Below are 26622 nucleotides of genomic sequence, written 5' to 3' on the forward strand. Positions count from 1 at the left end.
ACGGGCCGCCCTCGACCTCCGCCTTTAGCTCATGGATTGTGTTGCGGTGCCTCGACCGCCGATGTGTCCGAGCCGTCCGGGGCCATCTGAAGCCGTCTGAGCTGTCTGAGCCATCTGAGCCATCTGAGCTTTCTGAGGATTGTTTCACGTGAAACATCCCCTGCCGAGCGAAGTGGCATGTCTGCGCGTTCTCAACTACAAGCTCTGCGGTGCTGTCATCGGTCGAGCAACCGCTCGTGCATGACCCGAGCCGGACTCATTCGGTCAACCCCTGCTCATCCGACAACTACCAATCCCGCGATGTATCGCTGATCTCCACGCCGAATAGCTCTCGACCCAGAACAGCAGAGGGCGGGCTGCCATCGTGGCAGCCCGCCCTCGTCGAATCCTCCGGAGCGGCAGCGTCAACTCACAGTGTCACCGGAATCGGCCTGGGTGATCCCGAGAGTCTGGAGAATCCGCTTAAGATCATCCTCGTTTGCAAACTCGACGCTGATCTTGCCTTTGCGCTTCCCCATGGTGATGTTGACTCGGGTATCCAGCCGGTCTCCGAGGTCTCGCGCGATGCTCGAGAGCTCGGGATTTGCGGCCCGTGTTTCACGTGAAACATTCACACGATCACCACGATTGAGGAGGACGACAGCTTCCTCCGTTGCACGCACCGACAGCCCCTCGGCCACCACGCGTTGAGCCAGCACCTCCATCGCTGCAGGGTCGATGAGTCCGAGGATCGCGCGAGCGTGACCTTGAGAGATCACGCCGGCGGCAACTCTGCGCTGGACCAGTGGAGGTAGTTTGAGAAGCCTCAGGGTGTTGGTGATCTGCGGACGAGACCGCCCTATGCGCTCGGACAGCTCCTCCTGTGTGCAGGCGAAGTCATCGAGCAGCTGCTGATAGGCGGCTGCCTCTTCGAGGGGATTGAGATCAGCGCGATGGAGGTTCTCGAGCAGTGCGTCACGGAGGAGATCGACGTCATCGACCTGCCGGATGATTGCTGGAATGCTCTCGAGCCCGGCCTCCCGCGAGGCCCGGAGCCGTCGCTCACCCATGATGAGCTCGAATCTGGGCTCCTCAGGGTCGATCACACGAACGACGATCGGCTGAAGCACCCCGACTTCGCGTATCGAATGGACGAGCTCATCGAGCGCATCCTCATCGAAGACCGACCGCGGCTGCCGCGGATTCGCTGCAATCGCATCGACAGGCAACAGTCCGAAAGCAGTGCCGGGAACCGATTCGAGCGATGTTTCACGTGAAACACCGGCCGTCTCTGCCTGCGTGCCGGCTTGCGCGGAATCAGCGTGCTGATCCTGATCCGCGGTCGGGGTCTGCGCGCCGGGGCCAGTGTGTGCGGGGTTCTGCTCCGGTGACCGCTGGGTGTCGGCACCAGCAGATTCTGTCGATCCCTGCGACTTCTTCCGCCCGGTGGGCCCTGGTGGCACAGACGTGCCCGCAGTGGCGTTCTTCGCGGTCATGCTCGTCGCCCTGGAGCCGTTCGTGGTCGAACTGTTCGCGGATTCGTCAGCGACCGCCGTGTCGCTCACCGACGCCGACTCAGTCTTCGCTGTTCGGCGCGTGGTCGCCTTCGAGCGCGAGCTGGCGGGGGACTTCTTCTCAGCTCGTGCGCGACGCATGGAGACTGCCGGATCCTTGCTCGATCGGGCTTCGGATGTTTCACGTGAAACATCCGAGCCTTTCTCCTGCGCGGGGAAGAACACGTCCACGGGCCGCTCGTCGCTCACGACGTCCGGGATGAGCGCCCCCAGTCCACGTCCCAGTCCACGTCGGCGTTCAGCCATGGCTCTTCACTCCTCGCTGTGAGATCTCTTCGGCGGCTTCGCGATAGGAGAGCGCGCCGGAAGAGTTCGGTTCATAGGTGATCACGGTCTGTCGATAGCTCGGCGCCTCGGAGATCCTCACAGATCGTGGGATCGCCACGTCGAGGACCTGACGGGGGAAATGAGCTCGCACATCCTCGGCGACCTGCGAGCTCAGGTTGGTGCGGCCATCGAACATCGTGAGCAGGATGGTGCTCACCTGCAGCTCGGGGTTGAGGTGCTTCTGGATGAGCTGGATGTTCTTCAGCAGCTGACTCAGACCTTCAAGCGCGTAGTACTCGCACTGGATGGGGATGAGCACCTCTCGTGCCGCGACGAATGCATTGACCGTGAGCAGGCCCAGGCTCGGCGGACAGTCGATGATGACGTAGTCGACCCGGTCCTCGGCCTCGGCCCGCAGTTCGAGGTACCGAGCCAGGGATCTCGCCAGACGCTGCTCGCGAGCGACCAGGGAGACCAGCTCGATCTCAGCCCCCGCAAGGTCGATGGTCGCCGGCACGCAGTGGAGGTTCTCGATATCGGGGCACTGAGCGACTGCCTCCTCCATCGGGAGATCGTCGATGAGCACGTCGTAGATGCTGTTGACCTCTGTCGAGTGCTCGATCCCCAGTGCCGTGCTCGCATTGCCCTGCGGGTCGATGTCGATCACGAGAACGCGGAGTCCCTGCGAGGCGAGCGCGGCAGCGATATTCACCGTCGTCGTCGTCTTCCCGACCCCACCCTTCTGATTGGCAACCGTGAAGATGCGCGTTGCATCGGGCTTGGGGAAGGTCGTCGTCGCAAGCCGCTGGGCTCGGCGGTTGTCGCGTGCGATCTGCGCCCCGAGGGGAGTCGACTCGTCCATGATCGGCATTGTGCATGCTCCGTCCCTGGGAAGTGTGTGCCACGTGAAGTCTACCGACGTCGGTGCAGTGTTTCACGTGAAACATTCACGCGGTGCCGCGGATCAGCGTCGTTTTGCGTTCGAATTACGTTCTATTACTGCTGCTGCAAGCTCTTCCGCACGCCCGCTCAGCGCCGCCGCAGCTCCGCCACGCGGGTAGGGATCTCCAGGGGAGGCGAACCGAGCTCGTGCACCACGGGTGGTTCGAGCTTCGCCCGTCGGATCTGCTTCCGCGCCTTCTCGATCTCCGCATCGACGGACGCACCCTTGAGCGCGAGGAGTCGACCGCCAGGGCCGAGCACCGGAGCGCACCATTCGACGAGCACGGCCAAAGATTTCACTGCCCGCGCGGTCACGACGGTGAACACCTCGTCGTCGACGAGCTCCTCGACGCGTCCCCGGACCACACGGACGTGCGGAAGCTCGAGGTCGTCGAGGACCATGCGCAGCCACTCCACCCGACGTTCCATCGGCTCGATGAGCACGTACCGGGCGTCCGGCCGGGCGAGTGCCAGGGGAATGCCCGGCAGCCCCGCTCCGGAGCCCACGTCGCCGACGACGTCGTCGGGCGCGATGAGCTCCGCGACCACGGCGCAGTTGAGGATGTGGCGCGTCCACAGTCGCGGCAGCTCTCGGGGGCCGATGAGCCCCCATTCGACACCGGTCGTCGCCAGGTGGTGCGCATAGCGGCGGGCGGCATCGATCCGCTCCCCGAACAGTTCAGCGGCGAGCGCGGGCTCGGACTCCACCGATGCGTCATCCGGTGACCCCGCGCCCGCAGCAGAGCGTTCCGGCTGGCCCCGGGTCCCCGACGCCGCGGCCTCGGTGCCCTGTCCGCCTGTGCTCCGGGCGGTGCTGTCGCTGCGTGCGTCGTCCGTGCCGGCCTCCACGGGGTTCACTGCGCGTGGATGACCACGTGCCGGCGGTCGCCCTCGCCCTCGGACTCGGAGCGCAGGCCTGCCTTGGCGACCTGGTCGTGGACGACCTTGCGCTCGAAGGAGTTCATCGGCCGGCAGGTGTAGGGCTCGCCGGTCTCGGTGACCTTGCCGATCGCGCGATCGGCGAGCGCCCGCAGGTCATCCTTGCGACGGTCGCGGTAGCCGTTGATGTCGAGCATGAGCCACGAGCGCTGACCGGTGCTCGTCTGCACGGCGAGCCGGGTGAGCTCCTGGAGAGCGGTGAGCACGGCGCCATCGCGTCCGACGAGGGTCGAGAGGTTCGAGTCCTCGTCCTCGCAGACGATCGCGACCTCGGCCCGCCCGTCGGCCACATCGATGTCGATGTCGCCGTCGACATCGGCGATGTCGAGCAGCTCCTCGAGGTAATCGGCTGCGATATCGCCCTCCTCCTCGAGCATCTCCGCACGAGTGGGCTTGGTGTCCTCGACCGGCGCGGTCTCGGTGTTCTCAGTCATCGCTCTCCCAACCTCTTATCTCTTCTTCTTCTTTTTCTTCTGCCGGGCCTTGCCCACCGGTTGCTGACGCTGTCCGGCGGCGGGCGCCTCGGGCTCGGGGGTCATCTCGATCGGCTTGGAGCCGGGGAGCGGGGACTTGCCCTTCTTGGCGCGGCGCTCCATGAGCTCCTTCTCGGCCTTCGAGCCGGGCGCCGGCATGTTCCGGATGACGACGAACTGCTGGACCATGGTCCACGTGTTCGACACGAGCCAGTAGACGAGCACGCCGAGCGGGAAGTAGACACCGCCGACGGCGAACACCACGGGCATGATGTAGAGGAGCATCTTCTGCTGCTGCATGAACGGGTTGTTCATCGCGGCTTCGGACATGTTCTTCGTCATCATCTGCTTCTGGGTGATGAACTGCGTGACACCCATGATGACGATGAGGACGGCGGTCAGCGCCTTGGCGCCGATCCCGTCGGTGAGGAAGGTCGCCTGGAGCGGGATCCCGAAGATCGTCGCGACGTCCGCCGACTGCGCCAGCGCCTGCGTCACACCGCCGATCGGCGGGAGGTCGCCGACCGCGATGAGATGCATGTTGTTGATGACGCGGAACAGCGAGAAGAAGATCGGCAGCTGCACGAGCAGCGGCAGGCACGAGGCCCACGGGTTGGTGCCGTGCTTCTTGAACAGCGCCATCTGCTCCTCGGCCATGGCCTGTCGGGAGAACTGGTCCTTCTTGCCCTTGTACTTGGCCTGGAGCCGCTGGATGTCCGGCTGGATCAGCTGCATCTTGCGCTGCGCCTTGATCTGGTACACGAACAAGGGGATGAGGATGGCCCGGATCACCACTGTGAGGCCGGCGATCGACAGCACCCAGGTCCAACCGCTGCCGGCGTCGAGGCCCAGGCTGGTGAACACCTGGTGGAAAATTGCGAGGATCCACGCGACCACCCACTGCAGGGGCAGAAGCAGATTGTCAATCCATGACATTCAGTCTCTCCTTGGCCGCGGATCGGCGCGGTCGTACGTGATGAGGTCTCGATACATTGTGCCACTGTTGCGGTCGGCGTTGATCTCCCGGCTCCGGGCCTCCATGAGGGACCCGGGTGCGTAGTCCACCCCACCGCCGGAGAACGGGTTGCACCGCAGCACCCGCCACGTCGTCAGCAGCGCACCGCGCACGGCACCCGTCGACTCGAAGGCGTCGAGCGCGTACTTCGAGCAGCTGGGGTAATAGCGGCACACGTCACCGTACAAGGGCGAGATGATCCTCCGGTACAGGCGCATGAACCACACGAACGGCATCCGCGGGGCGATGCGCAAGAGGTGGACGAACCGCGCCCGGCCGCCGGCCGGTGCCGACGGCAGCGAGGACGGGGTGTCCTCCCCGTGCCTCATCCTGCAAGCCGTTCGAATGCCCGGTCGACCGCGCGTGACAGCTCGGCGGAGTCGGCGTCAGCGGCTGCCGGCAGTGCGCGCACCACGATCATGTCCCCGATGCCGAGCTCCGGGAGCCGGGTGTGGAGGATCGCCCGGAGCCGGCGCTTGACCCGATTGCGGACGACCGCGTTGCCGACGGCCCGGGAGACGACGAATCCCACGCGCGGAGCGTGGGATTCATCGAGTGTCGACAGGAAATGGATCACCAGATGCTTCGTCCCGGCTCTGCGGCCGGTGCGGAAGACGCGGCGGAAATCGTCGCCCTGATGAATCCGGTTCCTACCGGGGAGCACGATCAGGCGGACAGCGCGTTGCGTCCCTTACGGCGACGCGAAGCCAGGATGGCGCGTCCGGCGCGGGTGCGCATACGCAGCCGGAAGCCGTGGGTCTTGGCGCGCTTGCGGTTGTTGGGCTGGAAAGTACGCTTGCTCACTTCGGTTCTCCGATTATCTGTCGTTGCTGGTGCCGGGCAGCACGGTTCTGCTTTCGCATCTCACACGAGGTGGACCACTCACGGCCGTGCACTCCTGATGCTGTTGGCCGTGGGGAAGTCACTCACACCTCGTCGATGGGCCCGCAACACAGGACACTCCAGCATAGACGCCACGCCGAAAGACGGTCAAACCGGGCGCTCGCGGACGGAATCGTGTAATGCCGCGGCACCCGACCCATGACCGCAGACGGGCTCCTGCGCCCCTCCATCGTTCAGGCGCACATCACCGGCCGGCCGCTCCGTCGACCGGGTGCCGGTTCCCGTTCACCGCCGATCCTCTCGGAGTTCACCACTCGGCCGTGAACAGGCCGGTCCACAAATGACATCCGTGTACTTTCCACACCTTTCTCCACCGATGTGGATGAATCCGGGGCCTCACCCGGTCCTCCTCCACAATGTGTGGAAAACTATGTGGAAGCGAGTCGCCCCTTATCCACAGTTCCGGGGAGGCAGGACAGGAGCAGCAGTGAGCAACCCGAGCACATCCGACGATCTGCATGAGATCTGGCAGGTCGTCCTGTCGAATCTGCTCAATGATCCGACGATCACCGCGCATCAGAAGGGATTCCTCTCCCTCGCGGTGCCCAAGGCGCTCGTCGAGGGTCAGCTCGTCGTCCTCTCCGTCCGCAACGATCTCACCCGCACGACCCTCGAGACCCATCTGCGCGAGCCGCTCGCCCGCGAATTCTCCACCGCGCTCGGTCACGACGTCACCTTCGCCATCGCGGTCGACCCGGCGCTCGACGTCCCGGCGCCGCTGCCGCCGGAGACCCGGGGCACCGCACACCCCGGGTCCGGCTCCCCCGGTGCCGCCGCTGGCGCACCGGGCACCGCCTCCGCGGCCGAGGCGCCCTCCCCGGGGACCGGTCCCGCCGCCTCCGCGAGTCCTCCCGATCCGGCCGGCACCTCGGCCGCCCCCGCGGGCCCCGCCGACCTCACGCACCCCGGCAGCGGCGACCAGCCTGCCGTCGACACCGCCGGGAGCTCTCCCACCCCGAGCGCACCGGGTCGTCCGGCAGCCGCCTCGGCTCCGGCCGGGGCCGCACCGACGACCGCCGACGACCCGAGCGGGGTGTCCCAGCTCAACTCGAAGTACACCTTCGACACCTTCGTCATCGGCGCCTCGAACCGGTTCGCCCACGCCGCGGCGTTCGCCGTCGCCGAATCCCCGGCCAAGGCCTACAACCCGCTCTTCATCTACGGCGACTCCGGGCTCGGCAAGACCCACCTCCTCCACGCGATCGGCCACTACGCCGCACAGCTCTACCCGAACATCCGGGTCCGCTACGTCTCGAGCGAGGAGTTCGTCAACGACTTCATCAACACGATCGGCTCCTCGACGACCTCGAACTCGCTGCGGCCGGCGTTCCAGCGCCGCTACCGCGAGGTCGACATCCTCATGATCGACGACATCCAGTTCCTCCAGGGCAAGGATGCGACCGTCGAGGAGTTCTTCCACACCTTCAATGCGCTCCACAACGAGCACAAGCAGGTCGTCATCACCTCCGACCAGCCGCCCAAGATGCTCAAGGGCTTCGAGGAGCGCCTCCGGTCCCGCTTCGAGTGGGGCCTGCTCACCGACGTGCAGCCGCCCGACCTCGAGACCCGGTTCGCGATCCTGCGGAACAAAGCCGCCGGCGAGGGCCTCCCGGTGCCCGACGACGTCCTCGAGTACATCGCCTCGCGCATCTCCTCGAACATCCGCGAGCTCGAGGGCGCGCTCATCCGCGTGTCCGCCTTCGCCAACCTCAATGACCAGGCGATCGAGGTCGGCCTCGCCGAGACCGTGCTCAAGGACTTCATCACCCACGAGGACACCCCGGAGATCACCGCGACGGACATCATGGGCCAGACCGCGGCATACTTCGGGCTCACGCTCGACGACCTGTGCGGCTCGTCCCGGTCCCGTACCCTGACCACCGCACGCCAGATCGCGATGTATCTGTGCCGCGAGCTCACCGACCTCTCGCTGCCGAAGATCGGCCAGGAGTTCGGCGGCCGCGATCACACCACGGTGATGCACGCGAACAAGAAGATTCGAACACAGATGGCCGAGCGCAGGGCGCTCTACACCCAGGTCACCGAACTCACAAACCGCATCAAACAGCAGCATCGACTATGAACCGCATTGTGCACAGCTGTGGATAACCCTGTGGGCGAAGGCCCTCGGCCTGGGTACGGGGACGTGCACGGATCACACGGCGTCGGTGGAGAGCTGTGTACTCACATCGATGTGATTCACATTCATCCCCCTCGCGTCACCACGGCGTCCACACGATGTCCACCGGTGCCCGGAGGCGCTGCGCCCGATGGATACTCGATGACATCGATGTAGTTCCACAGTTTCCACACGTGCTGTTACTACGACTGCATATTCATTCGAGGACATCCCTTCGAGCACCGCTGATCGCGGGGCGGGAACCTCGGGTGATCCGAGCGCGGAGGATCGACGAGCTCGAGGACCGATGGTTCGAATCGAACGCCGGGCCGGCTGTGGAGCGTCTCCGGACGGGTTCCGGCCGGTCCCGGTGCGGACTTCGGAACCCGGGTGAGAAGCACATCCGACGGGGTGTTTCCAATTCGCCACGCCGGTAGGCTGAGTGTAGAGTTTCAACTCGCCATCAGACCGCGCTGCAGCGCATGCGAGACCTCAACCACAGGAGTGCCGTGAACGCCGAATCCGCCGGGGCCGTGAAGTTCAGAGTCGAACGCGATGTCCTCGCCGAGGCCGTCACCTGGGCGACCAAGAGCCTCCCGCAGCGCCCCGCCGTCCCGGTCCTCACCGGCATCCTCATCACCGCCGATCCCGCCGGCTCCGTGCAGCTCTCAGTGTTCGACTACGAGGTCTCCTCCCGCGTCGAGATCGCCGCTGAGGTCGAGGCCCCCGGCACCCTGCTCGTCTCCGGCCGGCTGCTCGCCGACATCGCCAAGGCCCTGCCCAACCAGCCCGTCACCCTCGAGCGCAACGGCTCGAAGGTCGACCTCACCTGCGGGTCCTCCCGGTTCTCGCTCATGACGATGCCCGTCGACGAGTACCCCGCGCTGCCCACCGTGCCGGAGACCTCCGGCGTCGTGTCCGCCGGCGAGTTCAGCCACGCGGTGTCCCAGGTGAGCATCGCGACCTCGCGCGACGAGACCCTGCCGATCCTCACGAGCGTGCGCGTCGAGATCGAGGGTGACACCGTCACCCTGCTCGCCACCGACCGCTACCGCCTGGCGGTGCGCGAGTTCCACTGGAACCCCCGCACCCCCGACATCTCCGCCACCGCGCTGGTCCGCGGCCGCACTCTCGCCGATGCGGCGAAGGCGATGGGCGGCGATGTCGAGATCGCACTTGCGGAGTCCGGCGGCAAGGACATGCTCGCCTTCTCCTCGAGCGGCCGCATCACCACCTCGCTGCTCGTCGAGGGCGACTACCCCAAGGTCCGCTCGCTGTTCCCCAAGGACGTGCCGATCCACGCCGTCCTCGAGACCGCCGCCCTGCACGAGGCGGTGCGCCGCGTTTCGCTCGTCGCCGAGCGCAACACCCCGATCAAGTTCGAGTTCGCCGACGGCGCGCTCACCCTGAGGGCCGGTGCCGGCGACGACGCCCAGGCCAGCGAGTCGCTGCCGGTGGAGATCACCGGCGAGGACATCACCACCGGCTTCAACCCCGGCTTCATCTCCGAGGGCCTCGCCGCGATCGATTCCCCGTTCGTCCGGTTCTCCATGACCGAGCCGAAGAAGCCCGTGGTGATCTCCGGCCAGCAGGAGATCGACGGTGAATACGACTCCTCGTACCGCTACCTGCTGATGCCGATCATCAGATTCTGATGTGGGTGTCACGGCTCTCGCTGCGTGACTTCCGCTCCTACGCCTCGCTCGATCTCGAGCTCGAGCCGGGGGTCACGGCCTTCGCCGCTCCCAACGGCTGGGGCAAGACCAACCTCGTCGAGGCCGTCGGTTACCTCTCCGGACTGCGCTCCCACCGGGTGTCCCAGGATCCTCCGCTCGTCCGCCACGAACAGCCGGAGGCGACCGTCTCCGCCCTCGCCCATCGCGGCGAGCGGCAGGTCACCGTCGAGGTGACGATCAAGGCCCGCGGTGCCAACCGGGCCCGCATCAACCGCCGCGGGGTCCGCACCCGCGAGGTGCTCGGCCTCCTCCCCAGCGTGGTGTTCGCCCCGGAGGATCTCAGCCTCGTCAAGGGTGAGCCGGCCGACCGGCGCGACTTCCTCGACACCCTGCTCGTCGCCCGCCAGCCGCGGATGGCCGGGGTGATCGCGGACCTCGACCGGGCCCTGCGGCAGCGCAACGCGCTCCTCAAGAGCCTCCGCGCCCAGCCGGACCCCGCGCTCGAGGCGACCCTCGACATCTGGGACCAGGCCTTCGCCGAGTCCGCCGCCGAGCTCGTCATCGGGCGCCGCGAGCTCATCGCCGACCTCCGCGAACCGCTCGCCGACGGCTTCGCCTACGTCGCGGCCGAGGCGCGCAGCGAGCGCCGTGCCGCCGTGGTCGACTACGCCTCCCGGCTCGACTACTCCGGGGCGCACACCCCGGAGGAGGTGCAGGCCGTCGTCGTCACCGGGCTGCTCGATCGGCGGCGCCCGGAGATCGAGCGCGGCCTCACCCTCATCGGCCCGCAGCGCGACGACGTCGAGCTCACGATCGGCACGATGCCGGCGAAGGGCTACGCCTCCCACGGGGAGAGCTGGTCGCTCGCCCTCGCACTGCGCCTCGCCGGATGGGAGCTGCTCACCGGCGGCTCCGCGGAGCGGGAGGACCAGCCGGTGCTCGTGCTCGACGACGTGTTCGCCGAGCTCGACGCCGGCCGCCGCCGTCGCCTGGCGGCGCGGATCGGGGAGGCCGAGCAGGTGCTCATCACCGCCGCCGTCGGCGAGGACATCCCGGCCAACCTCGCCGGGCGGGTCGTCGACCTCACCGAGGTGACGACCCCGTGAGCACCGAGTCCGGGGATCTCTCCGCGGTGCCGGCCGCCGCGCTCGAGGCGCTCGACCGGATCCGCCGGATGGCCGACTCCGACTTCCGGCCGCTGTTCCGGTCCACCCGCACCCGCGGCGGACCGGTCGAGCCGGTCTACACCGGGTCGAAGGCGGACCCCCGGGATCCGCAGCCGCTCCGTGCGGGGCTCGGGCAGATCGCGCGCGAGCACGGCTGGTCGACCTCGCTCGAGGTCGGCACGGTGCTCGGCCGCTGGCCCGAGCTCGTCGGCCCCGACGTCGCCGCGCACTGCACTGTCGAGAAGTTCGAACCCCCCGTCCTCGTTGTGCGGGCATCGTCGACGACCTGGGCCACCCAGCTGCGGATCATGACCACCCTGCTCCTCGATCGGTTCGAGCGCGAGCTCGGCAGCCGGGTCGTCGAGGAGCTCACCGTCCTCGGACCCACTCAGCGGTCGTGGAAGCGCGGCCGGCGCAGCGTCGCCGGCCGCGGTCCGCGGGACACCTACGGCTGAGGTGCTGCGCATGGAACCCCTCGACATCCTCGACCGGGCACTCACCCCGACCGGGCTGCCGGACTCCCCGCAGCTCCTCGTGGGCACCGCGCTCGCCCTCGCTCTGCTCCTCGTCGTGCCCGGTGCCGTGTGGCGGCTCACCGGGATCGTCGTGACGATCGTCCACGAGCTCGGGCACGGGTTCGCCGGGCTGCTCACCGGCAGGCGTGCGGTGGCGATCCGCCTGTCGCCGGACCACTCCGGCCTGACCACCTCCCACGGCCGGGCCGCCTCGGTCCCGTGGACGACCTTCTGGGGCTACCCGGCGCCGGCGCTGATCGGTGCGGCACTCGTGATGAGCGGGCTCGCCGGCCGCGGTGCGACGGCGCTCCTCGTGTGCGCCGCCGTGCTCGCCGTCTCGCTCGTCTTCATGCGCGGGATCCTCGCCTGGCTCGCCGTCCCGCTCACCGCGGCGGTGCTGCTCGGTCTCCTGGGTTTCGCGCCGGATCCATGGCTGACGAGTGCTGCCGTGGGGCTCGGGGTGTTCCTCGTGTGCGGGGCGGTGCGGGCGCTGGCCAACCTCACCCGCCTGCACGCGCGCGGCCGCACGCATGGGAGCGACGCCGCGATCCTCGCCCGCGCGACCCGGGTGCCGGGCGGGGTGTGGCTCACCCTCATGTGGCTCCTCGCGCTCGCCTGCGCGGCCGGCTCCGGCTGGATGCTCCGGGTCGCGGTCGGAGTCTGAGCGGGACCGGCACCGAGCTCGGCGGAGGTGCGATGCGGCACCGGCTCAGAACCGCGCACACGGCTTCAGAACCCTGGGAGACGAGTTGGGGTACGGAGGACGGCTCGAAAATCCGGATGCGCACCCGCCCAGGCGCGCTCAGGGCAGGATTCGCGCGCCGTCCGGGGTAGAATCGAGGGAGTTCACGACCGATGACAAGGAGATCCATGGCTCTCGAGGAGAACCAGCCGTACGACGCGGGTGACATCACCGTTCTGGAAGGCCTGGAAGCGGTGCGCAAGAGGCCCGGTATGTATATCGGCTCGACCTCGGAGCGCGGCCTCCACCACCTCGTCTACGAGATCGTCGACAACTCCGTCGACGAGGCGCTCGCCGGCTACTGCAGCCACATCGAGATCACCATCCTCGCCGACGGCGGCGTGCGCGTGGTCGACGACGGCCGCGGGATCCCCGTGGCGATCCACCCCACCGAGGGCGTCCCGACCCTCCAGGTGGTCCTCACCATCCTCCACGCCGGCGGCAAGTTCGGCGGCGGCGGGTACGCGGTGTCCGGCGGTCTGCACGGCGTGGGCTCCTCCGTCGTCAACGCCCTGTCCGCGCGTCTCGACGCGGAGATCCACCGCGACGGCAACGTGTGGCGCCAGGACTACCGACGCGGCGTGCCGACCGGCGAGATCGTCAAGGGTGAGACCACCGACCGGACCGGCACGATGATCACCTTCTGGCCGGACGAGGAGATCTTCGACACCACGGAGTTCACCTTCGAGGTGCTCCGCGCCCGGTTCCAGCAGATGGCGTTCCTCAACAAGGGACTGAAGATCTCGCTGCGCGACGAGCGCGTCGAGCAGGTCGACGACGCCGACGTCCAGCTCGACGCGGAGGACACCGCGGAGTGGAAGCCGCGCGAGGTCACCTTCCTCTACGAGAACGGGCTGCTGGACTACGTCGCCTACCTCAACTCCGCGAAGAAGACCGACCTCGTCAACGAGGAGATCATCGCCTTCGAGTCCGAGGACACCGAGCAGAAGATCGCCCTCGAGGTCGCGATGCAGTGGACGAGCTCCTACAACGAGTCCGTCCACACCTACGCCAACACCATCAACACGCATGAGGGCGGCACCCACGAGGAGGGCTTCCGCACCGCGCTCACCAGCCTCCTCAACAACTATGCCCGCGACCAGAAGCTGCTGCGGGAGAAGGACGCCAACCTCACCGGCGAGGACGTCCGCGAGGGCCTCACCGCGGTGCTGAGCATCAAGCTCGGGGAACCGCAGTTCGAAGGCCAGACGAAGACGAAGCTCGGCAACTCGGAGGCGAAGACCTTCGTGCAGCGCGTCGTCCGCGACGAGCTCGGCCACTGGATGGAGTCGAACCCCATTCAGGCCAAGGAGGTCGTGCGCAAGGCGATCCAGGCCTCGCAGGCCCGGCTCGCCGCCCGCAAGGCGCGCGAGGCGACCCGCCGCAAGGGCCTGCTCGAGTCCTCGGGCATGCCGGGCAAGCTCCGCGACTGCCAGTCGAAGGACCCCTCGCTGTCGGAGATCTTCATCGTCGAGGGCGACTCCGCCGGCGGTTCGGCCGTGCAGGGGCGCGATGCGATCCACCAGGCGATCCTCCCGCTGCGCGGCAAGATCCTCAACGTCGAGAAGGCCCGGCTCGACCGGGCGCTCGGCAACCAGGAGATCCAGTCGCTCATCACCGCCTTCGGCACCGGGATCGGCGAGGAGTTCGACATCTCCAAGCTCCGGTACCACAAGATCGTGCTCATGGCCGACGCCGACGTCGACGGCCAGCACATCGCGACCCTGCTCCTCACCCTGATCTTCCGCTACATGAAGCCCCTGGTGGAGCACGGCTACGTGTACCTCGCGACCCCGCCGCTCTACCGCCTGAAGTGGAGCAACGCCCCGCACGACTACGCCTACTCCGACCGGGAGCGCGATGCGCTGCTCACCGAGGGGCGGGCCGCCGGCAAGCGCCTGCCCAAGGACATGGCGATCCAGCGGTACAAGGGCCTGGGCGAGATGAACTACGCGGAGCTGTGGGACACGACGATGAACCCGGACCACCGCCTGCTCAAGCAGGTGACGCTCGACGACGCCGCCCGGGCCGAGGAGATCTTCACCATCCTCATGGGCGAGGACGTCGAATCGCGCCGCCGGTTCATCCAGGAGAACGCGAAGGACGTCCGATTCCTCGACATCTGAGGCCGGGTCCGCTCTCCGCTTCCCAGCGGAATATCCCAGAGTCTAGTCAATTTCCGATACTCACTGATACAGACCGATCTGCGACGAACACGAGGTAAGCAGGCACGTGGCCGACGACACCGAGAACACCCAGCACATCGATCCCGACGCCCCGCTCGAGGGCAACCGCGTCGAGCAGGTCGATCTCAACCTCGAGATGCAGCGCTCGTACCTCGACTACGCGATGAGCGTCATCGTCGGGCGCGCGCTGCCCGACGTCCGCGACGGCCTCAAGCCGGTGCACCGCCGTGTGCTCTACGCGATGTACGACGGCGGCTACCGCCCCGAGCGCTCGTTCAACAAGTGCTCGCGCGTGGTCGGCGACGTCATGGGCCAGTACCACCCGCACGGCGACACCGCGATCTACGATGCGATGGTGCGCCTCGTGCAGCCGTGGGCGATGCGCTACCCGCTGATCTCCGGCCAGGGCAACTTCGGCTCCTCGGGCAACGACGGCGCGGCCGCGCCGCGGTACACCGAGTGCAAGATGGCGCCGCTGGCCATGGAGATGGTCCGGGACATCGAAGAGGACACCGTCGACTTCCAGGACAACTACGACGGCAAGAACCAGGAGCCGATCTACCTGCCGAGCCGGTTCCCCAACCTGCTCGTCAACGGCTCGGCCGGCATCGCGGTGGGCATGGCGACGAACATCCCGCCGCACAACCTCCGCGAGGTCGCCGCCGGCGCCCAGTGGCTGCTCGCCCACCCCGAGGCGACCAACTCCGAGGCGCTCGAGGCGCTCCTCGGGATCATCAAGGGCCCGGACTTCCCCGGCGCGGCGACGATCCTCGGCCGCAGCGGCATCGAGGACGCCTACCGCACCGGACGCGGCTCGATCACCCAGCGCGCCGTCGTCGAGGTCGAGGAGATCCAGGGCCGCACCTGCCTCGTCGTCACCGAGCTGCCCTACATGGTCAACCCGGACACGCTGGCTGCGAAGATCGCCTCCTACGCCAAGGACGGCAAGGTCGCCGGGATCGCCGACATGCGCGACGAGTCCTCCGGCCGCACCGGCCAGCGCCTCGTCATCGTGCTCAAGCGCGACGCGGTGGCCAAGGTCGTCCTCAACAACCTCTACAAGCACACGCAGCTGCAGGACAACTTCTCCGCGAACATGCTCGCGCTCGTCGACAACGTGCCGCGCACGCTCAGCCTCGACGCGTTCCTGCGCCTGTGGGTCAAGCACCAGATCGACGTCATCGTGCGCCGCACCCGCTACCGCCTGCGCAAGGCCGAGGAGCGCGCCCACATCCTGCGCGGCTACCTCAAGGCCCTCAACGCCCTCGACGAGGTCATCGCACTCATCCGCCGCTCGCCGTCCTCGGACGAGGCGCGCACCGGGCTGATGGAGCTGCTCGACGTCGACGAGATCCAGGCGAACGCGATCCTCGACCTCCAGCTCCGCCGGCTCGCCGCGCTCGAGCGCCTCAAGATCGAGGAGGAGGCGACGAAGATCGAGCAGCAGATCAAGGAGTACAACCACATCCTCGAGACACCCGCGAAGCAGCGCGAGATCGTCTCCACCGAGCTCGACGAGATCGTCGAGCGCTACGGCGACGACCGCCGCACCAGGATCCTCGCCGGGTTCGACGGCGACGTGTCGATGGAGGACCTCATCCCCGAGGAGGAGGTCGTCGTCACGATCACCCGCGGGGGGTACGCCAAACGCACCCAGTCCGCGCTGTACCGCGCCCAGCACCGCGGGGGCAAGGGGATCACCGGCGCCCGGCTGCGCGGGGACGACGTCGTCGACCACTTCTTCGTCACCTCGACCCACAACTGGCTGCTGTTCTTCACGAACACCGGCCGGGTCTACCGGGCCAAGGCCTACGAGCTGCCGGAGGGCTCGCGCGACGCCAAGGGCCAGCACGTGGCGAACCTGCTCGCCCTGCAGCCCGGGGAGACGATCGCCCAGGTGCTCTCGATCCGCGACTACGAGGAGCAGGACTACCTCGTCCTCGCCACCCGCAGCGGCCTGGTGAAGAAGACCCGGCTCGCGGAGTACGACTCGAACCGGACCGGCGGCGTCATCGCCGTCAACCTCCGGGAGATGGCCGACGGCACCCCGGACGAGCTCGTGTCCGCCCGGCTCGTCAGCGCCGAGGACCACCTGCTGCTCGTGTCCCGCAAGGGCATGTCGATCCGCTTCACCGCCGACGACGCGACGATCCGCGCCACCGGGCGCGCCACCTCGGGCGTCACCGGCATGAAGTTCAAGGGTGACGACACCCTGCTCACCATGGACGTCATGACGCAGGACACCTACGTCTTCGTCGTCACGGAGGCCGGCTTCGCCAAGCGCACCCCGATCGACGAATACCGGATCCAGGGGCGCGGCGGCTACGGCATCAAGGTCGCGAAGATCACCGAGCAGCGCGGCGACCTCGTCGGCGGGCTCATCGTCGCCGACGGCGAGGAGGTGCTCGTCGTCATGGAGCGCGGGAAGGTCGTGCGGTCCTCGATCGACGAGGTGCCCGCCAAGGGCCGCAACACCATGGGCGTGGTATTTGCCAAGCCTGGCAAGAACGACCGTATCATTGCCGTAACCCGCGGCCCGGAGCAGGCCGTGGAGGACGAAGCCCAGACGCCGGTCGACGAGGCCACCGTGGAAGCGGCTGTGGATGCGCTCGATCCGAGCGATCCGGCATCGACCGCGAGCGAAAGTGAAGACCAGCAGTGAGCGACAACGATCAGAAGCCCGGCAAGGTCATCCGCACCTCCTCCGGCTCGACCCGGCTGTCCGCCGGGGGGTCCGCGAAGGGCGCCGGCGCGAGCGGCGGAGCCCCCGTCGGCTCCGGTCCGGCGGGTGCCCAGGGCGCCTCGGGCCCGGCGACCCGCGTCGATGCGCCGGCCGTGCCGAGCGACCGTGGCCCCTCGGGCGCTCCTGCCGGCACTGCACCCGCCCGGCAGACCGTGTCCGCTCCGACGGGGTCCGCGCCCACGGGCTCCGCTCCGACCGGCTCGGCTCCGACCGGCTCGGCTCCGACCGGCTCGGCTCCGACCGGGTCTGCTCCCACTGGGTCTGCTCCCACTGCGGTGAAGACCGATGGGTCGGCGCGCACCTCCGGCACCACCCGCTCGCCCCTGTCCGCCGGGGCCGACGACGACGGCGACTCCCCGGTCCGCGCCTCCTCCGGGGGCGTGAAGATGGGCGGCAAGTCGAAGCGCAAGGGTCCGCGCACCGTGCGGCTCACCGTCGCGAAGCTCGACCCCTGGTCGGTCATGAAGATGGCGTTCCTGCTGTCGGTGGCGATCGGCATCGCGACTGTCATCGCCGCCCTCGTGCTGTGGCTCGTTCTCCAGGCGACCGGCACCCTCCAGGGTCTGCAGTCCACCCTTTCCGAGGTCGCCGGCACCGAGGGGGCGGACCAGCTGCTCGGCCTGTTCAGCCTCGGCCGCGTGCTGTCGTTCTCCGTGATCCTCGCGCTCGTCAACATCGTCCTCATGACGGCGCTGTCGACGCTGTTCGCGTTCCTCTACAACATCGGCTCGTCGATCGTCGGCGGCTTCCACCTCACCCTCACCGACGACTGATCACCCCACCCCACCCCGCCCCACATCCAAACAGCAATATCCTGCGGTTCCTGAGAACGGAACCGCAGGATATTGCTGTTTCAGAGGGTGGTGGGGTTCTCTGGTCGACTCCGGCGGGCGGGCCGCGTGCCCGGTGATGCCGGACGGTGCGCCCTGGCCTGGCTTCCCTCCAGGAGTGTGGGGCCTTTCGACGAGAGTGGTGGCTGCAACGGCCGCCCTCTCCTATGGAAGCCCCACAGTTCCGGGCCGGCACTAGCGGCGGCAGCGGGAATTTGGCACCCGGTCGTCTTGTGGCTATAGTTGATTTTCGGTTCACCCCGATTCGGGCCTATAGCTCAGGCGGTTAGAGCGCTTCGCTGATAACGAAGAGGTCAGAGGTTCAAGTCCTCTTAGGCCCACGGAACCACGATCGGACGGAGACGTTGTGAAGAAGTGGTTGACCCTGACGGGGGTGTTGTCCGCAGCAGCCGGAGTCCTCCTCGGATTCCGCAGCAGACGACAGCGCATCCATCAGACCTGGTCCCGGTACACCGATCGGGTGTGAGGACCGCGGGGGTATGGCGCAATTGGTAGCGCACCTGCTTTGCAAGCAGGGGGTTAGGGGTTCGAGTCCCCTTACCTCCACGTAAAGTTGAACGTTCGAACCTTGCCCCGCATCATCGCGGGGCAAGGTTCTTTCGTTGTGTGGCCTGGGGCTGGTCGCCAGGATCGTCTGGATGGCCTCGGCTGGTTCGAGGGTGACCTGGTCCTCGTCATCGATGACGATGCGGTCGAACAGCGCCCGGTTGAGCATCCGCCGCTCTGAGGGTTCAGCCTTCGCGTAGACCTCGCCGATGTCGGTGAGGAGCCCGAGGATCGCGTCAAGCCCGACCTTCGCCTTGCCGTATGTCGTCTCCAACGTGTCGAGCCGACCCGTGATCGCTTGCAGGCTGGCGCGGATGCGGTCTTGCTCGGTCTTGAGCAGGTCGAGGGGGATCGCGTCGGCGTAGTGGGCTTGGAGGAGCTTGACCTGCTCGGCTTCGAGCTTGGCCTTCTGCCCGGCCAGCAGCTTCTTCTCGTCGCTGGTGGATTCGGAGAGGGTGTCGAACACCTGCCCGAGCACGCCCTGAACCTGTGCTGCCTCGTCCGCGCTGATGGAGATGCCCTGGTAGCTGGCCTCGATGGCCTGTTCGACGCGGTGGGTGAGGATGGCGGTGCGCTGGCAGTCGTTGCGCTTGAACCGGCGGCCGGTGCAGGTGAAGTAGTCGTATGCGACGCCCTGGTGGTTGCGGGGCCGCTCGAACATGAGCCGCTTGCCGCAGCCGCAGTAGATCGAGCCTTTGAGGTAGTGGTCGTACTTCTGCGGCTTGTCGCCGACGACGTGATTCTGCCGCAGGATCGTCTGCACCTGCTCGAACGTCTCCGGCGTCACGAGCGGATCGTGCGTGCCGGGGTAGGTGACGTCGCGGAAGGTGACGATGCCCTGGTAGTAGGGGTTGACGAGGATCTTGTGCAGCGCGGTCGTGGTGACCGGCTTCGCGGGGAACGACGGCGTGGGCCGGGTGGTGAGGCCGCGGGTCTCCAGCTCCCTGGCTAGCCTCGACAGCGACCAGTCCCCGGTGGCGTAGGCGGTGAACGCGAACCGGATCAGCTCACACCGGTCGGGATCGAGCCGCACCTCGCGGACTTCGCGCCCGTTCGCATCCACTGTGCGGATGTTGAGGTAGCCGATGGGGGCCCGGTGCGGGGTGCCGCCGATCGTGGCTTTCTGCACGAGCCCCTTGGTGACCTCCTGGGCGAGGTTCAGGGAGTAGAACTCGGCGATGGAGGCCATGATGCCGTGCATGAGCATGCCGGACGGGGTCTCGTCGATGTTCTCCATGACGGACACGAGCGTGACCCCGGCCTGGCGGAGGGTGGCGTGGATGATCGCGTCATCGAGCCGGTTCCTCGCGATCCGGTCGACTTTGTTGATGATGCAGTACCGGACGGGGTGCTCGGCGAGTTAGTCGAGCATCTCCTGGAGCGCTTTGCGGCGCGCGGTCTTCCCGGACTCGCCGGGCTCGATGAACTCCGCGACGATGACGGCGTTCAGCTGGTCGGCCTTGCGCTGCGCGGCGTCGCGCTGCGCGGGGATGGAGAGCCCTTCTTCGAGACCGTTGCGGGTGGCCTGGTCCTTCGTGGAGACCCGCAGGTAGGAGATCGCGGGCACCTTCCCATCTGGAAGGGCCGCTGCTTCGCTGGTCTGCTTCGGGCCGGCGGCGAGGGTGCGAAGTGCGCCGAGGTCGAGGCCGGCGGGGAGGTCGATGAGCGTCATGGTCGTGACTGCCTTTCGGGCTCTCACCCAGCCCCCAGCGATGGGGTTGGGTGCGGGCGCCGACTGGCGGTCACGACACAGATGGGAAGGCCTGCCGAACCGCGACGGGCTCGGGCAACAGATGGGTTAGCCGGTAGCGCCCTGGATGGACGTACATCAGGGATTCTACCGTTCGCTGCTCAGCAGCGCCCGGAGCTGGTCTCCGGCCTGACCGACCGGGCTGCCGGTGCCGGCCTCGCGCAGGGCGACGCGGATGAGGACTTCGGCGATCTTCTCGGTGTCGATCTGCTCCCGCCTCGTGAACGTGACCCGCAGCCGCCGGTCCGATGATGGGCGTTGGGTCTTGCGCTGATAGTTCCGCACCATCACCGATCACCCGCCTTCGGAATCGGCACCCATGTCGGGGTCGGGGTCGGGGTCGGTGTCGAGGTCGGCGTTGTCGAGGCGGGCGAAGAAGGCGTCTTCGGCGGCTTTGCGGCGGGCGACCCGTTCGATCACGAAGGCCACGAAGTCCTCGCGCCGGTTCGTGATGGGGGTGTCTTCGACCGGTGGGGCCGGGGGCTCGCCGGGCCAGGCGGCCTGCCGGTCGGGGCGGTCGCGATCCAGGCGGGTGCCGGAGGCGGCGACCCAGTCGCGCAGCCGCTGCCGGGCGGCGGCGAAGTCGCGGTGCCACCCGATCGCGGCCGAGGCGTCCTGTTCCGGGTCGTACGCGGCGAGCCAGTGCAGGTGTAGCGCGGACAGTTCCCACTTGAGTGCCGGATGCCGGTGCCACAGCGGCGGGATCACCGACGCGGGCAGCGCGTACTCTCTCCTGACCCACTCGACCCAACGGTTCAGGGCGAGCCATTCCTGCTCCAGGTCGTGCGCGAGCAGCAGATTCCAGTTCACCGGCCGCGGCGGCCCCGGCACATCATCGTCGGGACCGACCGGCCCGAAGTCCTCGTCCTCCCACTCCTCGGGTTCGGGGCGGTCGGGCGGGGTGGTGGTGTCGTTCATCGCGTCCGCCTCCGTTCACAGGGCCCGTGCGGGCTGCTCGCGCTCGGGCTGTTCCTGCTCGGGCGGCTCGAACCCGCCCTGCCGCTGCGGCTGCTGCCGGTTCGGGGACTCCATCTGCGACAGCCGGCGCGGCGTGCCGATCTCGATGTTCATCCGGGCGGCGTCGGGACCGAACCGGTTGGCGATGAACTCCTTGCTCTCCACCCCGGTGTTCGGGTTCGTGCCGGTTTCGAGACGGCCGTGCGCGAGGAACCAGTCCTGCTTGGACAGCATCTCGCCACCGCTCTTCGCGGCGCCGCGGAACGCGACGACATCGTGGAAGGTGGTCGGCAGCTTGGTGCGCGACCCGTCCGGGCCGTACTCGTAGTGCTCCTGCCCGGCCTTGAAGTACAGGCGCGGCTTGCCGTCGTGCCAGGTCAGCTGCGGTTCGGAGGCGACGAACCCGTAGAAGGCCTGACCGATCTCCGGGTCTACGTCTGGTTTCTGCTCGCTCATCGTGTGCTCCTGCTCTGCTCATGCCGCCCGCTCGTCGTGGGGGCTGCTCGTGGCAGGCAGGTGCACCCGACCACCCCAGCCCGCCGGCGTCGTCTACTCGCGGTGGGCGTCGTGCAGGAGCTGTTCGACCTCGGCTCGATCCGACTGGATCTGCTTGCCGTCGGGGCGGTCGGGCCAGGCGCGAAGGTCGGTGATGATCGGCGGTGCTGAGCGCAGCAGGGTCACCGCGGTGCCGAACGGGAGGCGTCGGATGTGATCGGGCGGGAGGATCGCGACCCGCCGCACGCTGCGCTGGTTGGAGCGGGAGCCGTGGTCGCCGACGGTGGTGGTGTCGGTCAGCTCGTCGCGTTCCCCGATCAGGGTGGAGAGGTCCTGGAGGTCGCGGCTGTTGGAGGCGCCGCCGAGGATGAGTTTCACGATGGACGCATCCCAGATCGCGCCGGCCTGGTGCTCGGTCCACTTGTCCCGCGCCTGCGCGAGGGACTGGAGCACGGCGAGGGTGGTGATGCCGGTGCCGCCGCCTTCGGCCATCAACGTCGGAAGGCTGGGCAGAGGTGCCAGGTTCCCGATCTCATCCAGACACAACAACAGCGGCGGATCGAGTCTCGCGCCGGCGGAACGGGCGGCCATGCGACGGGCGGTTTCCACGAGATCTTCGACCAGGGCAGCGACGAGCGCGGCACTGTTCCCGGCGCCGGCGCCGGTGGCGAGGAGGAACAGGGTGCCGCGCTCCCTGATGAACGCCTCGGGATCGAACTCCTCACCCTCGCCAGGTGAGACCGCATCGAGCACCCGCGGGTCCGCCAGCGCCGCGAGAGAAAGGCTGACGCCTTGCCAGATCGAGTCGCGGGTGCGCGGGTCGGCATCGATCATCGACGCCAGAGAGTCCGCCCACCCGGTCGCGGCTTGCGGGTGGTTGGTGAGGATCGCGACCGCATCCGCCGCCGAGGTGGGGTCGAGAGTCCACCGGAACAGCTCAGACGGTGACCGGCCGTCGAGGGCGGCGGCATGCAGTAGCGCTTGCAGCGCGGCGCGGGTCTTGCCTTCCCAGAAGTCACCGCCCTCGACCCCGCCTGCGGACAAGCCGGTGGCGGAGGCGAGGCCCGCGGCGCGGATCATCGCGGTCTGCGGGGACTCGCAGCCCCGGATCGGTGACCACCGCATCCCCGCCGGCAGTCCCTTGGCGAGATGCTGCGGGTCGAACACCGCCACCGGCCCGACACGCCTTCTCGCGCGCAGGCAGGCGGTGACGTTATCCGGCCTGGTGCTGGTGGTGACGACGGCGCCGGGTGCGTCGAGGATTGCCGGGATGATCAGGTGCAGGCCCTTGCCGGAGCGGGGCGGCCCGATCAGCAGGATCGAGTCCTCCACGCTCGCCCACACCTCGTGCCGATGCGCGATCCCCAGCCGATACCCGACATCGCCCGGCCGCGGGTTCGCCAGGCTGGGGCGCAGGGTGCCGGCGCGTCGCATGAGTGCCTTCGCCGACGCGGCCGTGGCGACCTCGTGCCGGGTGGCGGTGCCTTCCTGCCGGTGTGGATCGGCGGCGGTCTGCCGAGTCAACCGGTGGATCGTGGTCCAGGCCCAGAACCCCGCCACGGTCAGTGCGGTGAGCATGAGGGCGGCGGTGATCCAGTAGACGACCGGGTTCAGGCCGGCGGCGCCGAGCTGCCCGCCCGGATCGGCCGGGTGGAAGAACACCGCGACCCCGCCGGTCGCCCCGGCGGTCGGCTGAGGTGTGCCGGTGAGGAACGCGGCGACACTGCCCGCGGCACGGAGCACGAAGGCGACCCCGAGCAGCCCGCCGATGGCGATGAGCAGGATGTTGGTGAGCTCGTCACCCATCGGCTGGCCGGGGCGGCCCTGCGGGCCGGTCACGGCAGGCCCCTGACGGCGATCGTGCCCGAGACCCGCCCGACCAGCACCACCTCACCCGCCTTCGCCGCGGCGACGACCTGGGGGTCGAGGAGGGCGCGGGCCCGCCCATCGGGGGCCGCGTCGGTGTGGGCGACGATGACCGCGACGGCGATGTCTTCGCCGGAGATGAACCCGTCACCGCCGTCGACCTCGATGGGGTCGGCCCCGCGACGCCGCCTCCCCGGCTTCCTCACCGCCTCCGGCGCCGAGTCCGTGTCGCGCTTCGGGGCGGGGCGTTTGGCGGCGGGGAGGATGTCGGTGAACGTGCTGCCGTCCACCTCGTGCACGGTGACCCGCACCGGGATCGCCCGATCGTGCGTGACGTGATCGATGATCTGCGCGAACATCGCCCGCCGCCACGCCCCCACACCCTCCGGCGCGGCGACCGGGTGGTGGTCGAGGGTGGCGGCCATGGTGCCGTCCTCGTGCACGTCGAGCACGAGATGCGGCACCGACACCGGCGCGGAACTGGTCGAATCAGCAGGGGGGTGTGCGTGTCTCATGCCAGCCAGGTGCACCCGCCCCTCCTGGTGTTCCTAGCTGCGCGCTGCTGCTCGCGAGCTTGTGTCGAAGAGCCGATTTTCGGCGGGGTGTAGCTGGTGTTGAACGACGTAGGAGGAGCCTTTGATCTTCCACAGCCCCTGCCCGACACCAAGCGTGGGCAGCAGGGCCTGCTCGGTGCCGGTCAGCCCGAGCGCCGCGGAGGTGGGGCCGAGCTGGTCGGATTCTTGCCGGTAGATGATCCTCGTCTCCGCGTTCGCCAACAAGGAGTTGGCGAGGCCGCGCATGGCTGATCCCTGGTCGCCGACATTGTCGAGGTCGGAGACTTTGTGGAAGATCATCGCGTTCGCGATCCCGTACGCCCTGGCGAGCCGCCAGTGCGCGTCCATCCGCTTCAGCAGGGCGGGTTGGGACATGAGTCGCCAGGCTTCGTCGTAGATGCACCAGCGTTGCCCGCCGGCGGGGTCGAGGAGGGCGGCTTCCATCCACGCCGACGAGCAGGTCATCAGCACCGAGATGAGGGTGGAGTTCTCGGTGACCTGGGACAGGTCGAGGGAGATCATCGGCAGCGACGGATCGAACACCTCCGTCGAGGGGCCATCGAACAGGCCGGCCAGATCACCGGCGACCAGGCGGCGCAGGGCGTGTCCGACCAGCCGCCCGTCCTCCTGGAGTCTCCCGTCCTCGTCGCCTTCCGGGTCGAGGAGGTGGTCGACGATCATCGGCAGGATCGGCACCGAGTTGGCCCGCATGGTCGCCGCCAGGGCGGTGTCGATCGCGGTGTGCTCCAACGGCGACATGGGCCGCGCCAGTACGGTCTCCGTCAACGCCCCGATCAGGTCGCGTCGCCGGGAGACGACGGTCGCGGTCCATTGTTCGTCGCTCATCCCGGCGGGCCGGTATCCCTCATCGAGGGGGTTCAGGCGGGAGGGCAGGCCGTGGCCGAGCTTGATCGCCCGACCCCCGACGGCCTCGGCGACGGCCGTGTGTTCGCCTTTCGGGTCGCCGGGGATGTAGTCGCGGCGCCCGAATCCGAGCGAGCGCGTGTAGAGGCTCTTTGCCAGGCTCGACTTGCCGGAGCCGACGATGCCGGCGACCACGACGTTCGGGGCGGTGATGACCCCGTTCGCATACAGCACCCACGGGTCGTAGACGAAGCTGCCGCCGGAGTAGAGGTCTTGGCCGATGAACACGCCCTGGGAGCCGAGGCCGCCTTCAGCGAGGAACGGATACGCCCCGGCGAGCATCGCGCTGGTGTCCTGATGCTTCGGGAGGCGGAACCGTCCTGGCGTGCGGAGGGTGGCGGGGCCGGGCTCGCCGGCTGTCGGCAGGTATCGGGTCGCGCGCCGCTCGGCCCGCTCGCGTTCCCGCTTCGCTCGGGCCTCGGCGCGCTCGCGGGTGCGCTGCTCGGCGACGAGCTCCGCAGCGGCGGCTCGGCGTTGCTGGCGCAGCCGGCGGCGTTCCTTGGCGGGTGCGACGAGGACGGCGGAGTGCAGCTTCTCGCGGTCGCCGCTCACCGGAACAGCCCCCGGTTCTCGGCGACCTCGTCGATCGCGTCCGGACGGAACCACGACGACGCCCCCTCCGACCGTGCCGGTCGGCGATGCCGCTCCCGTCGTGGCTCAGGCTCCGGTACAGGCAGTGTGGTGGTGCCGGAGGTGGGCGCATCGGGGTTGGGGGCGTCGATGCGGCGGGAGAGCCTGACGTAGCCCAGGTCGGGGCTGTAGGTGAGGGCGTAGTCGCCGGAGGTGGCGAGCCGGTCGGCGGCGCTGTGCGGGGCGGTGTCGTAGACGTACCCGTTCTCCATCGCATCGTTGACCGTCTCCTCGCCAAAGTCCCAGGCGGCGAGGTGGGCGATCGCGGCGTCGGTGCCCTGCCGGTCGATGATCTCCATCACCGGGTCCGCGTCCTCGCCTTGGAGGAACACGATGCTGACCCACCGGTGCTGCGGATCGTCGGGCTTCCACGCGATCTGCCCCGCCTTCCCGGATGCCTGGTCGAGGGAGACTTCGGCTTGATCCATGCGGGTGGACGCGGTGCGCAGCGCGTCGATCGTGTCACCGAGGAGAGTTCGTGCGGCGAGCGGATCACCGTGATCGGTCGTCGCCCGTGCCGCACTGCGGTGATGGTTCTGGGCGAGCTGATCGGTGACCTGGGCCAGGTACCGGGTGCTGGCCAGCAGGTTCCCGATGACCTCATACATGACGCGCGGGTCTTCGATGGTGATCGTGGCGTGCGCGAGACCGCGCAAGGCCTCGGCGGCTTCGCGGGCATCCGCTTGGGGATCGGTGAACGTCGGCATGACAACTCCTCAGGTTTCGGCGGGCGCGGCAGCGCCCCGACCCCGGCGGAGGTGAGATGGGGTCGGGGGCTGTGTTCCCCAGGTGCGCGCGGCTCTGCTGTGT

Annotated in this window: 25 protein-coding genes, 2 tRNA genes and 1 pseudogene; 12 read left to right on the forward strand and 16 right to left on the reverse strand. The window is 68.3% G+C overall.

The features are described 5' to 3' along the window. Positions 1-404: 404 nt before the first annotated feature. The 8 genes from MTQ12_RS04450 to rpmH all read right to left on the reverse strand — a co-directional run bounded on the left by MTQ12_RS04450 (position 405) and on the right by rpmH (position 5993). Complete coding sequence (locus MTQ12_RS04450) at positions 405-1799, reverse strand: ParB/RepB/Spo0J family partition protein (RefSeq protein ID WP_247424361.1); 1395 nt, start codon at positions 1797-1799, stop codon at positions 405-407. Next, positions 1792-2691 carry an AAA family ATPase gene (locus MTQ12_RS04455; protein WP_247424367.1) on the reverse strand — a complete coding sequence of 300 codons (900 nt, stop codon included), beginning with the start codon at positions 2689-2691 and terminating at the stop codon, positions 1792-1794. Before MTQ12_RS04455 ends, MTQ12_RS04450 begins: the two co-directional genes overlap by 8 nt. Before the next feature lie 158 nt (positions 2692-2849). Continuing rightward, on the reverse strand, positions 2850-3470 hold the full coding sequence (gene rsmG / locus MTQ12_RS04460; RefSeq protein WP_137318518.1) for a 16S rRNA (guanine(527)-N(7))-methyltransferase RsmG: 621 nt from the start codon (positions 3468-3470) through the stop codon (positions 2850-2852). 146 nt (positions 3471-3616) lie between these two features. Next, the gene (locus MTQ12_RS04465; protein WP_137318517.1) at positions 3617-4135 is read right to left on the reverse strand and encodes a R3H domain-containing nucleic acid-binding protein; all 519 of its coding nucleotides are present in this window, start codon (positions 4133-4135) and stop codon (positions 3617-3619) included. Positions 4136-4150: 15 nt separating this feature from the next. Then, positions 4151-5110 (reverse strand): membrane protein insertase YidC, encoded by a 960-nt coding sequence (yidC, locus tag MTQ12_RS04470; protein ID WP_137318516.1) that lies wholly within the window; start codon positions 5108-5110, stop codon positions 4151-4153. Further along, a complete protein-coding gene (yidD, locus tag MTQ12_RS04475) occupies positions 5111-5518 on the reverse strand; it encodes a membrane protein insertion efficiency factor YidD (protein ID WP_247424370.1) in 408 nt (135 codons plus the stop codon). Then, positions 5515-5853: a ribonuclease P protein component gene (rnpA, locus tag MTQ12_RS04480; RefSeq protein WP_137318514.1), complete on the reverse strand. Its 339-nt coding sequence runs from the start codon at positions 5851-5853 to the stop codon at positions 5515-5517. Before rnpA ends, yidD begins: the two co-directional genes overlap by 4 nt. Before the next feature lie 2 nt (positions 5854-5855). After that, the gene (gene rpmH / locus MTQ12_RS04485; protein WP_137318513.1) at positions 5856-5993 is read right to left on the reverse strand and encodes a 50S ribosomal protein L34; all 138 of its coding nucleotides are present in this window, start codon (positions 5991-5993) and stop codon (positions 5856-5858) included. A 526-nt stretch (positions 5994-6519) separates the two neighbouring features. On the opposite strand from rpmH, the gene dnaA reads away from it, so the two are divergent. The 12 genes from dnaA (at position 6520) to MTQ12_RS04545 (ending at position 19588) form a co-directional block, all read left to right on the forward strand. Beyond that, the gene (dnaA, locus tag MTQ12_RS04490; RefSeq protein WP_247424373.1) at positions 6520-8175 is read left to right on the forward strand and encodes a chromosomal replication initiator protein DnaA; all 1656 of its coding nucleotides are present in this window, start codon (positions 6520-6522) and stop codon (positions 8173-8175) included. 545 nt (positions 8176-8720) lie between these two features. Beyond that, positions 8721-9866 (forward strand): DNA polymerase III subunit beta, encoded by a 1146-nt coding sequence (gene dnaN / locus MTQ12_RS04495; RefSeq protein WP_247424376.1) that lies wholly within the window; start codon positions 8721-8723, stop codon positions 9864-9866. Beyond that, a complete protein-coding gene (gene recF, locus MTQ12_RS04500) occupies positions 9866-10993 on the forward strand; it encodes a DNA replication/repair protein RecF (RefSeq protein WP_247424379.1) in 1128 nt (375 codons plus the stop codon). Before dnaN ends, recF begins: the two co-directional genes overlap by 1 nt. Continuing rightward, positions 10990-11508: a DciA family protein gene (locus MTQ12_RS04505; RefSeq protein WP_247424382.1), complete on the forward strand. Its 519-nt coding sequence runs from the start codon at positions 10990-10992 to the stop codon at positions 11506-11508. The genes recF and MTQ12_RS04505 overlap by 4 nt, the downstream gene beginning before the upstream one ends. A gap of 10 nt (positions 11509-11518) precedes the next feature. Continuing rightward, positions 11519-12232, forward strand: coding sequence for a M50 family metallopeptidase (locus MTQ12_RS04510; RefSeq protein WP_247424386.1), 714 nt, complete (start codon positions 11519-11521; stop codon positions 12230-12232). Between the two features lie 206 nt (positions 12233-12438). Further along, positions 12439-14436 (forward strand): DNA topoisomerase (ATP-hydrolyzing) subunit B, encoded by a 1998-nt coding sequence (gyrB, locus tag MTQ12_RS04515; RefSeq protein WP_247424388.1) that lies wholly within the window; start codon positions 12439-12441, stop codon positions 14434-14436. 106 nt (positions 14437-14542) lie between these two features. Continuing rightward, positions 14543-17158 carry a DNA gyrase subunit A gene (gene gyrA, locus MTQ12_RS04520; protein ID WP_247424391.1) on the forward strand — a complete coding sequence of 872 codons (2616 nt, stop codon included), beginning with the start codon at positions 14543-14545 and terminating at the stop codon, positions 17156-17158. Continuing rightward, the gene (locus MTQ12_RS15135; RefSeq protein WP_247424393.1) at positions 17155-18012 is read left to right on the forward strand and encodes a DUF3566 domain-containing protein; all 858 of its coding nucleotides are present in this window, start codon (positions 17155-17157) and stop codon (positions 18010-18012) included. The genes gyrA and MTQ12_RS15135 overlap by 4 nt, the downstream gene beginning before the upstream one ends. Before the next feature lie 324 nt (positions 18013-18336). Then, a tRNA-Ile gene (locus MTQ12_RS04530) sits at positions 18337-18410 on the forward strand. Positions 18411-18563: 153 nt separating this feature from the next. Next, positions 18564-18636, forward strand: a tRNA-Ala gene (locus tag MTQ12_RS04535). A 22-nt stretch (positions 18637-18658) separates the two neighbouring features. Beyond that, positions 18659-18817, forward strand: a complete 159-nt coding sequence (locus MTQ12_RS04540; protein WP_247424396.1) for a hypothetical protein — start codon at positions 18659-18661, stop codon at positions 18815-18817. A 141-nt stretch (positions 18818-18958) separates the two neighbouring features. Then, positions 18959-19588 (forward strand): hypothetical protein, encoded by a 630-nt coding sequence (locus MTQ12_RS04545; protein WP_247424401.1) that lies wholly within the window; start codon positions 18959-18961, stop codon positions 19586-19588. 168 nt (positions 19589-19756) lie between these two features. Here MTQ12_RS04545 and MTQ12_RS04550 read toward each other — a convergent pair. The 8 genes and pseudogenes from MTQ12_RS04550 to MTQ12_RS04585 form a co-directional block, all read right to left on the reverse strand. After that, a pseudogene (locus MTQ12_RS04550) lies at positions 19757-20308 on the reverse strand (recombinase family protein); the annotation flags it as partial. Positions 20309-20473: 165 nt separating this feature from the next. Continuing rightward, positions 20474-20674 (reverse strand): hypothetical protein, encoded by a 201-nt coding sequence (locus MTQ12_RS04555; RefSeq protein WP_108871799.1) that lies wholly within the window; start codon positions 20672-20674, stop codon positions 20474-20476. A gap of 6 nt (positions 20675-20680) precedes the next feature. After that, entirely contained in the window at positions 20681-21304 is a 624-nt protein-coding gene (locus MTQ12_RS04560) for a hypothetical protein (protein ID WP_247424404.1), read from the reverse strand. Between the two features lie 15 nt (positions 21305-21319). After that, positions 21320-21799: a hypothetical protein gene (locus MTQ12_RS04565; RefSeq protein WP_247424408.1), complete on the reverse strand. Its 480-nt coding sequence runs from the start codon at positions 21797-21799 to the stop codon at positions 21320-21322. A 93-nt stretch (positions 21800-21892) separates the two neighbouring features. After that, on the reverse strand, positions 21893-23644 hold the full coding sequence (locus tag MTQ12_RS04570; protein WP_247424503.1) for a type IV secretory system conjugative DNA transfer family protein: 1752 nt from the start codon (positions 23642-23644) through the stop codon (positions 21893-21895). 29 nt (positions 23645-23673) lie between these two features. Next, on the reverse strand, positions 23674-24174 hold the full coding sequence (locus MTQ12_RS04575) for a hypothetical protein (protein WP_247424411.1): 501 nt from the start codon (positions 24172-24174) through the stop codon (positions 23674-23676). 78 nt (positions 24175-24252) lie between these two features. Beyond that, a complete protein-coding gene (locus tag MTQ12_RS04580; RefSeq protein WP_247424415.1) occupies positions 24253-25734 on the reverse strand; it encodes an ATP-binding protein in 1482 nt (493 codons plus the stop codon). Further along, a complete protein-coding gene (locus MTQ12_RS04585; protein ID WP_247424417.1) occupies positions 25731-26519 on the reverse strand; it encodes a hypothetical protein in 789 nt (262 codons plus the stop codon). The genes MTQ12_RS04580 and MTQ12_RS04585 overlap by 4 nt, the downstream gene beginning before the upstream one ends. Positions 26520-26622: the final 103 nt, after the last annotated feature.

The sequence above is a fragment of the Brevibacterium sp. R8603A2 genome, from assembly GCF_023072605.1.
Classification (GTDB): domain Bacteria; phylum Actinomycetota; class Actinomycetes; order Actinomycetales; family Brevibacteriaceae; genus Brevibacterium; species Brevibacterium pityocampae.